Annotated in this window: 1 protein-coding gene; it reads right to left on the minus strand. The window is 78.5% G+C overall.

The window, feature by feature from the left end; translation table 11 throughout:
* On the minus strand, positions 1-947 hold a 947-nt coding region (locus tag FNX44_RS27175; RefSeq protein WP_153507799.1), incomplete at both ends, for an amidohydrolase family protein.

Here is a 947-nt window from a genome sequence, read left to right on the forward strand (position 1 = left end):
GGGCCGGAGGGTTGGGCGTCGCAGAACTCGCGTACCGCGCTGGTGCGGGCGACGACGCGGCCCCGGTGGATGACCACGCGGCTGTAGGCGAGGGAGAGCGCGCCGGGGAGGTTCCGGCCGCGCACGGCGAGGAGTTCGGCGGGGAAGCCGGCTTCGACGCGCACCTCGGGCAGTCCGAGCACGTCGCGCGCGGTGGCGCTGACGGCCTCGTACGCGTCCTCGGGGCCGGTCTCGCCGTGGGAGGCCAGCAGGTAGGCGGCTTCGAGGGGGTCGCCGCGTCCGACGGGGTTGGCGGCGTCGCGCAGGGCGCCGCTGCCGGCGGTGACGCGGACGCCGGCGGCGCGGAGCAGCCGGACGGGTGCGGCGCCGGCGCGGTTGCGACGCTCCGTCAGCGGGCAGCCGCCCTGCGGAAGTACGGCGACGGTGGCGCCGGCGGCGGCGAGTTGTTCGGCGGCGCGCGCGGCGGCCGGTCGGGGCAGCCGGGCCAGCCCTGAGCAGGGGCCGAGGGTCACGGCCGGGCGGAGGCCCGCGGTCATGGCGACGAGTCTGGCGAGGCGGGCCGGGTCGTCGGCGTCGGTGTGGAGGTCGACGGCGCAGCCGTGTTCGGCGGCGATCTCCAGCAGTGTCTCGGTGTAGCCGGCGGGGTCGGGGTCGAGGTCGGGGCAGCCGCCGACGGTGGTGGCGCCCATCTTGACGGCGTCGCGCAGCATGGCGGCGCTGTCGGCGCCGGCGGCGCCGGTGAGGAGGCGGGGGACGGCGGCGGTGGTGAGGTCGGTGAGTCCGCGCAGCGCGCGGCGTGCGGCGAGGACGGCTTCCAGGGCCCGGAGGCCGGTGACGTCGCCGATCCGCACGTGGGTGCGGACGGCGGTGGCGCCGTGGCCGAGTTGCAGCAGTGCGGCCTCGGTGGTGCGGCGCTGTACCTCGGCCGGGTCGGTGGAGGGCGGGCC

The organism is Streptomyces alkaliterrae (assembly GCF_007097205.2).
Taxonomy (GTDB): Bacteria; Actinomycetota; Actinomycetes; order Streptomycetales; family Streptomycetaceae; genus Streptomyces; species Streptomyces alkaliterrae.